Origin of the sequence: Pseudoxanthomonas sangjuensis (assembly GCF_010211755.1) — a bacterium.
GTDB classification, from domain to species: Bacteria; Pseudomonadota; Gammaproteobacteria; order Xanthomonadales; family Xanthomonadaceae; genus Pseudoxanthomonas_A; species Pseudoxanthomonas_A sangjuensis.
This window is the reverse complement of record NZ_PDWR01000024.1, coordinates 1-7500: the sequence shown is the minus strand read 5'-3', so window position 1 is coordinate 7500 and position 7500 is coordinate 1. Positions and strand designations below refer to the sequence as shown.

Annotated in this window: 4 protein-coding genes, 2 tRNA genes and 2 rRNA genes; 6 read left to right on the top strand and 2 right to left on the bottom strand. The window is 61.1% G+C overall.

Translation table 11 applies throughout. The features are described 5' to 3' along the window. Positions 1-27: 27 nt before the first annotated feature. From CSC71_RS12200 to CSC71_RS12175, 6 genes are all read left to right on the top strand, one after another. A tRNA-Ala gene (locus CSC71_RS12200) sits at positions 28-103 on the top strand. Positions 104-126: 23 nt separating this feature from the next. Further along, positions 127-203, top strand: a tRNA-Ile gene (locus CSC71_RS12195). A 246-nt stretch (positions 204-449) separates the two neighbouring features. After that, positions 450-3312, top strand: a 23S ribosomal RNA gene (locus tag CSC71_RS12190). Positions 3313-3422: 110 nt separating this feature from the next. Then, positions 3423-3536, top strand: a 5S ribosomal RNA gene (gene rrf, locus CSC71_RS12185). A gap of 88 nt (positions 3537-3624) precedes the next feature. Beyond that, positions 3625-4878: a dipeptidase gene (locus CSC71_RS12180; RefSeq protein WP_425501952.1), complete on the top strand. Its 1254-nt coding sequence runs from the start codon at positions 3625-3627 to the stop codon at positions 4876-4878. 164 nt (positions 4879-5042) lie between these two features. Then, positions 5043-5816, top strand: coding sequence for a FadR/GntR family transcriptional regulator (locus tag CSC71_RS12175; RefSeq protein WP_162374652.1), 774 nt, complete (start codon positions 5043-5045; stop codon positions 5814-5816). A 215-nt stretch (positions 5817-6031) separates the two neighbouring features. Here CSC71_RS12175 and CSC71_RS12170 read toward each other — a convergent pair whose 3' ends face one another. Both CSC71_RS12170 and CSC71_RS12165 read right to left on the bottom strand, forming a co-directional pair. Continuing rightward, positions 6032-7111, bottom strand: a complete 1080-nt coding sequence (locus CSC71_RS12170) for a hypothetical protein (RefSeq protein WP_162374651.1) — start codon at positions 7109-7111, stop codon at positions 6032-6034. Positions 7112-7284: 173 nt separating this feature from the next. Beyond that, positions 7285-7500: IS3 family transposase (locus tag CSC71_RS12165; RefSeq protein WP_162373230.1), on the bottom strand; the 216-nt coding region annotated here is incomplete at its 5' end.

Here is a 7500-nt window from a genome sequence, read left to right as displayed (position 1 = left end):
TGCATTCAGAGTAACCCCGGACAAAACGGGGCCATAGCTCAGCTGGGAGAGCACCTGCTTTGCAAGCAGGGGGTCGTCGGTTCGATCCCGACTGGCTCCACCAGGTCGCACGGGCTATCGACTTTTGGGTCTGTAGCTCAGGTGGTTAGAGCGCACCCCTGATAAGGGTGAGGTCGGTGGTTCGAGTCCTCCCAGACCCACCATCATGGTCGAGCGAAACTCTGGATAGCGCGCACACACTAAAAGATTTTTACAGGCTTGGCGTTGAGGCCGGCTTGTGGCTCTTTAACAACTTGGGACGTAATCAATATGCGTTTGGAAGATCATCCAGACGTGTCGTTGAGGCTAAGGCGGGGGAGAAAATCCCCTGAAACTTGAATGTCGTTGATATTCGCGTGAAGGCTTTGTACCCCTTCACACGTTAACTCCGAGGCGACTTGGGGTTATATGGTCAAGCGAATAAGCGCACACGGTGGATGCCTTGGCGGTCAGAGGCGATGAAGGACGTGGCAGCCTGCGAAAAGCGCGGGGGAGCTGGCAACAAGCTTTGATCCCGCGATGTCCGAATGGGGAAACCCACCGAGCAATCGGTATCCTGCAGTGAATACATAGCTGCTGGAGGCAAACCCGGAGAACTGAAATATCTAAGTACCCGGAGGAAAAGAAATCAACCGAGATTCCCTCAGTAGTGACGAGCGAACGGGGACCAGCCCTTAAGCTGCTATGGTTTTAGAAGAGGCTTCTGGAAAGAAGCGCCATAGAAGGTGATAGCCCTGTATTCGAAAGGGCCATAGCAGTGAAGACGAGTAGGGCGGGGCACGAGAAACCCTGTCTGAACATGGGGGGACCATCCTCCAAGGCTAAATACTCCTGACCGACCGATAGTGAACCAGTACCGTGAGGGAAAGGCGAAAAGAACCCCGGAGAGGGGAGTGAAATAGAACCTGAAACCGTGTGCGTACAAGCAGTAGGAGCTCCGCAAGGAGTGACTGCGTACCTTTTGTATAATGGGTCAGCGACTTACTGTTCGTGGCGAGCTTAACCGTATAGGGGAGGCGAAGGGAAACCGAGTCTGATAAGGGCGCATAGTCGCGGGCAGTAGACCCGAAACCGGGTGATCTAGTCATGCCCAGGGTGAAGGTGCCGTAACAGGTACTGGAGGCCCGAACCCACTCCCGTTGCAAAGGTAGGGGATGAGGTGTGATTAGGAGTGAAAAGCTAATCGAACCCGGAGATAGCTGGTTCTCCTCGAAAGCTATTTAGGTAGCGCCTCATATGTATCCTCTTGGGGGTAGAGCACTGTTATGGCTAGCGGGACATCGCGTCTTAGCAAACCATTGCAAACTCCGAATACCAAGACGGACTGTATGGGAGACACACGGCGGGTGCTAACGTTCGTCGTGAAAAGGGAAACAACCCAGACCCACAGCTAAGGTCCCAAATTCATCGCTAAGTGGAAAACGATGTGGAAAGGCACAGACAGCCAGGAGGTTGGCTTAGAAGCAGCCACCCTTTAAAGAAAGCGTAATAGCTCACTGGTCGAGTCGGTCTGCGCGGAAGATTTAACGGGGCTAAGCGATGAACCGAAGCTTGGGGTGCACACTTTGTGTGCGCGGTAGAGGAGCGTTCCGTACGCCTGCGAAGGTGGCTTGAGAAGGCTGCTGGAGGTATCGGAAGTGCGAATGCTGACATGAGTAACGACAATGCGGGTGAAAAACCCGCACGCCGAAAGCCCAAGGTTTCCTAGCGCAACGTTAATCGGCGCAGGGTTAGTCGGTCCCTAAGGCGAGGGCGAAAGCCGTAGTCGATGGGAAGCTGGTTAATATTCCAGCACCTCGCGTGAGTGCGATGGAGGGACGGAGAAGGTTAGGCAGGCCGGGCGTTGGTTGTCCCGGTGAGAGGGTTGAGGCGGTGCTCTTTGGCAAATCCGGGAGCGCAACGTTGAGACCAAGGACGAGTCCTTATGGACGAAGCTGCTGATATCACGCTTCCAGGAAAAGCTCCTAAGCTTCAGCTCACGAAGACCGTACCGTAAACCGACACAGGTGGGTAGGATGAGAATTCTCAGGCGCTTGAGAGAACTCGGGTGAAGGAACTAGGCAAAATAGCACCGTAACTTCGGGAGAAGGTGCGCCCCCTTTGGTTAATAGCTGAGGGGGGCCGAAGTAACCAGGCCGCTGCGACTGTTTATCAAAAACACAGCACTCTGCAAACACGAAAGTGGACGTATAGGGTGTGACGCCTGCCCGGTGCCGGAAGGTTAATTGATGGGGTCAGCGCAAGCGAAGCTCTTGATCGAAGCCCCGGTAAACGGCGGCCGTAACTATAACGGTCCTAAGGTAGCGAAATTCCTTGTCGGGTAAGTTCCGACCTGCACGAATGGCGTAACGACAGCGGCGCTGTCTCCACCCGAGACTCAGTGAAATTGAAATCGCTGTGAAGATGCAGCGTTCCCGTGGCAAGACGGAAAGACCCCGTGAACCTTTACTATAGCTTTACATTGAACGTTGAGTTCGTCTGTGTAGGATAGGTGGGAGGCTTTGAAGCGATGGCGCTAGCTGTCGTGGAGCCAACCTTGAAATACCACCCTGATGTGCTTGACGTTCTAACCTGGGCCCGTAATCCGGGTCGGGGACCATGTATGGTGGGTAGTTTGACTGGGGCGGTCTCCTCCCAAAGAGTAACGGAGGAGCACGAAGGTACGCTCAGCGCGGTCGGACATCGCGCACTGTGTGCAAAGGCATAAGCGTGCTTGACTGCGAGATCGACGGATCAAGCAGGTACGAAAGTAGGTCTTAGTGATCCGGTGGTTCTGTATGGAAGGGCCATCGCTCAACGGATAAAAGGTACTCCGGGGATAACAGGCTGATACCGCCCAAGAGTTCATATCGACGGCGGTGTTTGGCACCTCGATGTCGGCTCATCACATCCTGGGGCTGTAGTCGGTCCCAAGGGTATGGCTGTTCGCCATTTAAAGTGGTACGCGAGCTGGGTTCAGAACGTCGTGAGACAGTTCGGTCCCTATCTGCCATGGGCGTTGGAGATTTGAGAGGGGCTGCTCCTAGTACGAGAGGACCGGAGTGGACGAACCTCTGGTGTTCCGGTTGTCACGCCAGTGGCACTGCCGGGTAGCTATGTTCGGAAGCGATAACCGCTGAAAGCATCTAAGCGGGAAGCGCGCCTCAAGATGAGATCTCCCGGGGCACAAGCCCCCTGAAGGAACCATCAAGACTAGGTGGTTGATAGGTCAGGTGTGTAAGCGCTGCAAGGCGTTGAGCTAACTGATACTAATGATCCGTGTGGCTTGACCATATAACCTCAAGTGGCCTTGGACTCGGCGACGCGTCGATGATCCCAAGCCTTGATTACGTCCCAAGTAACTATGCGAGACAGGCGCAAGACTGCGCTGCTCCAACCGTCTCCCTGGTGAAATTAGCGCTGTGGCACCACCCGATCCCATCCCGAACTCGGAAGTGAAACGCAGCTGCGCCGATGGTAGTGTGGGTCTTCCATGCGAGAGTAGGTCATCGCCAGGGTCTTTATCCGGAACCCCCAGCCACGGCTGGGGGTTTCTTCTTTTGCGCGGCTGGAAAACAATGGGCCGGGAACCCAACGGAGTTGCCGATGAACCGCACCAGGCTCGCCGCCGCGCTTGTCATGTTCGCCGCCCTGCCCGCGCTTGCCGCCACCGCCCAGGAGAAGCCGGCGGCGGTTTCCGCGGAGGCGTGGCAGGTCCACCAGCGGGCGATCGTGCTCGACACGCACCTGGACACGCCGGCGAACTTCGGCCGCCCCGGCTGGAGCATCCTCGACGACCACGCGCGCGACGGCGCGTTCTCGCAGGTCGACCTGCCGCGGATGAAGGAAGGCGGCCTCGACGGCGGCTTCTGGGCGGTCTATACCGGTCAGGGGCCCCGCGACGCGGCGGGCAACCGCGCCGCGCGCGACCGTGGCCTGAAGCGCCTGGTGCAGATCCGCGAAATGCTCGCCGCGCATCCGGATTCGTTCGAGCTCGCGCTGACGGCCGACGACGCGGTGCGCATCGAGAAATCCGGCAAGCGCGTGGTTTTCGTCAGCATGGAGAACGCCTCGCCGCTGGCCAGCGATCCCAGCCTGTTGGAGGCGTACTACCGGCTCGGCCTGCGCATGGTCGGCGTCGCCCATTTCCTCAACAACGACTTCGGCGATTCGGCGACCGATCCGAAAGGGCCGGAATGGCACGGACTGAGCCCGAAGGGGCGCGAGCTGGTGGCGCAGGCCAACCGGCTCGGCATCGTCCTCGACGCTTCGCATTCCAGCGACGACGTGCTCGACCAGCTGCTGGAACTGTCGAAGGCGCCGATCGTGCTGTCGCACAGCGGTTCGAAGGCGATCTTCGACCACCCGCGCAACGTCGATGACGAGCGCCTGCGCAAGCTGGCGGCGAAAGGCGGGCTGATCCACGTCAATGCCTACGGCGGTTACCTGATCCCGGCGCCGAAGATCCCGGAGCGCCAGGCCGCATTGGACGCGCTGGAAGAGAAGTACGGTCCCGAAGGCGAACTGACCGAGGAAAAGATCCAGGACTGGCTGCGCGAGCAGGCCCGGATCGACGCGAAATACCCGGTGCCGAAGGCGAGCCTCGACGACTTCATGCGCCATCTGCTGCATATCCTCGACGTGGTGGGGCCGAAGCACGTCGGCATCGGCGCGGACTGGGACGGCGGCGGCGGCGTCGACGGGCTGCAAGACGTCTCCGACCTGCCGAAGATCACCGAACGCCTGCTGCAGGCCGGCTACAGCGAACAGGACATCGACGACATCTGGGGCGGCAACCTGCTGCGCGTGTTGCGGCAGGTGCAGGCGAGCGCCGGCCAGGCCGACGCAAAAGCGGACTGAAGTACCGGATGTCGCGGTCTCTGCAGCGGCCGTGCCGCATCCGCGGCGCCCTGCGGGAAGTCGTCCGTCCCCTGGCGTTGCATGGCTTCGCTGGCGGCCCGGCAGGCGGCGGCGCGTATACTGGACCGGCCCGCAGATAGCGATAACATTGATTTCCCGTTGCCATGCCCGTCTACAGCATCCACAGCCGCAGGTTGTACCAGCAGATCGCCGATCAGCTCCGCGGCATGATCGAAAGAGGCGAATACCCGTCGGGCAGCTACCTGCCGCCCGAGCGCGAACTGTCGCAGCAGTTCGGAGTCAGCCGCACCTCGCTGCGCGAGGCGCTGATCGCGCTGGAAGTGATCGGCCTGGTCCGGGTGCGGGTCGGCGACGGGGTCATGGTGGTTGCGCAGCAGAAGGCGGGCGGCACGGCCCAGCCGCACGTGATCGACCAGGCCATGCACAGCAAGCCGTGGGAGCTGGATCCCGAACTGGAAGGCGAACTGGGCGTGCCGGACCTCGATGCCGAGGTGCCGCCGTTCTCGCTGCTGCAGGCGCGACGCCTGGTCGAACCGGAAGCGGCCGCGCTGGCCGCGGAGAACGCCAGCGAGGACCAGCTGGCCGGGATCCGCGAAGCCTACGCGCGCAACATCGAGGACAACCGCAACGGTTCGACCACCCACCCCGGCGACCGCCTGCTGCACGTGCGCATCGCCGAGGCCAGCGGCAACCCGGCCTATGCGCTGCTGATCCGCCACCTGCTGGGGCACAAGTATGGTTCGATGTTCCAGCGCCTGCAGCAGCTGTACACGACCAAGGACATGCCGCGCCGTTCCGAAAGCGAGCACGCGGTCATCGTCGAGGCGATCTGCGCGCGCGACGCCGCGGCGGCGCGCAAGGCGATGCGCGCGCACCTGGATTCGGTGATCCGGATCTTCTCGCGCAGTGCGCCGTGATGGAGCGCGGCTAGCACCGGGTGCCGTTCCAGGCGCGGCTGCCGCGAATTGTCCGGCCAGGCGTCGAGAAGAATCCAACCCATTCCCTGCGGGTTCGCCACTTGGGCGGCCATGAACCAAGTGTGCCGGTCGTGGGTTGCGAAAAAGTCCGGCCCGAATCGTTTCGGGCCGGGGGTTGGTGGCGGCTCCAGGTCGAGCCGCCACATTCCACTACATTACCGGGTGACCGTCATGCGGATCTGTTCCGCCACCTTTGGCCGCTTCGCATCGGTGGTGTCGAAGCACGCGTACGCGGTGTAGGTGCCGGGGGCCATGCCCGCCGAGTTGACGGTGATGCTGACGTTGCGGCGTTCGCCGCCCTTCAGCGACCCGGAAACCGGTGAAGGCATGCCCAGCCACGGAGCGCCGCACTGGAACTTGCCGGTGATGTCCATGGAAAGGCCCTTGTGGAAGACGTAGTCGCCCCACGTGGTGCCGTCCCTCGGCAGCAGCAGCAGCCGGTAGAGATCGTCGGCATCACCGGAGTCTGTGGCGAACCAGTTCCAGTTGTCGGCATAGGCGCCTGCCGTATTCACGACCAGCCAGTAGCGACCCGGTGGCAGGCGCAGGTTCTGCCCGACGGCGGCCAGGTCCAGGCGGATATTGGCGTTGATCCTGTCGCTGGGCGAACTGATGGTGATGCCCGCGGTTGCCGGCGCCGCGGTGTAGCTCCAGACCGCCTTGCCGGGGGATTGCAGCGGATCGCCGTCCGGCTGGTCGCCGCCATCCCGGAAGATGCTCCAGGTGATGGTCGACGCGACGGTTTCAAGCGGCTTGCGGGACGACACGAAGCCCTCGGTGAAGAAGGACGTGATCGTGGTTTCGGACTGCAGGTAGAAATCGTCGCTGCCGAACTGCGCCTGTTGGCCCGCCGGACTCAGCTCGGTCCAGATGGTGCTGGCGAAGGCGGTTGCGACCGTATTGTGCGGGGCCGAATGGAGTTCCTGTTCAACAGGGGAGTTGTTCAACTGGAACTTCAACGTACCGCCGCCGTCGTTCACCATGTCGACCCGCGCAAGGCCGGTGGATCCCGCCTTGACGGACACATCGACCGACGGCGCGTCCAGAACGACCGCGGGCGGCGGTACGGCAATGGCCACGGGCAGCGACATTTCGGGCAGAGTGGTATTCCCCGTCGGCTTCACCATGACGTTGCCGAAATAGAAACGGCTGTCCGGCACCAGACCGCCGTTGTCGATGTGGATGCTGACGGTCTTCGACTCGCCCGGATTCAGGGTGAACTTGCTTGGAGTCACGCCCCCCTTGAACTTGCGGACAGCCAGGGTCCATTCCTGTGCGTGGGGCAGTGTGCTGCGGAAGGTGCGCGTGAATGTGCATCCGTTCACGTTGCCGCAGGTGCGCGTCGCGATGCTGGGCAGGTTCAGGGCTGGAATGTCGCCGTCCTTGCGCGGGTTCGCCGCGACGGGTTCTACCCCGAAATCACGGACGGTTGTAAAAGGGCTGAGAACTTCTGGTCTTGCCTGGCGACCCTTCGTCGCATCCTCGGGTTGTGGAACCGCTCGATGTATTCGAACACATCAGCCCTCGCGGCATCGAGCGTTGGGTAGGTCATGCGGTAGACCCGCTCGCGCTTGAGCAGGCCGAAGAAGCCTTCGCACGCGGCGTTGTCACCGCAGTGGCCCAC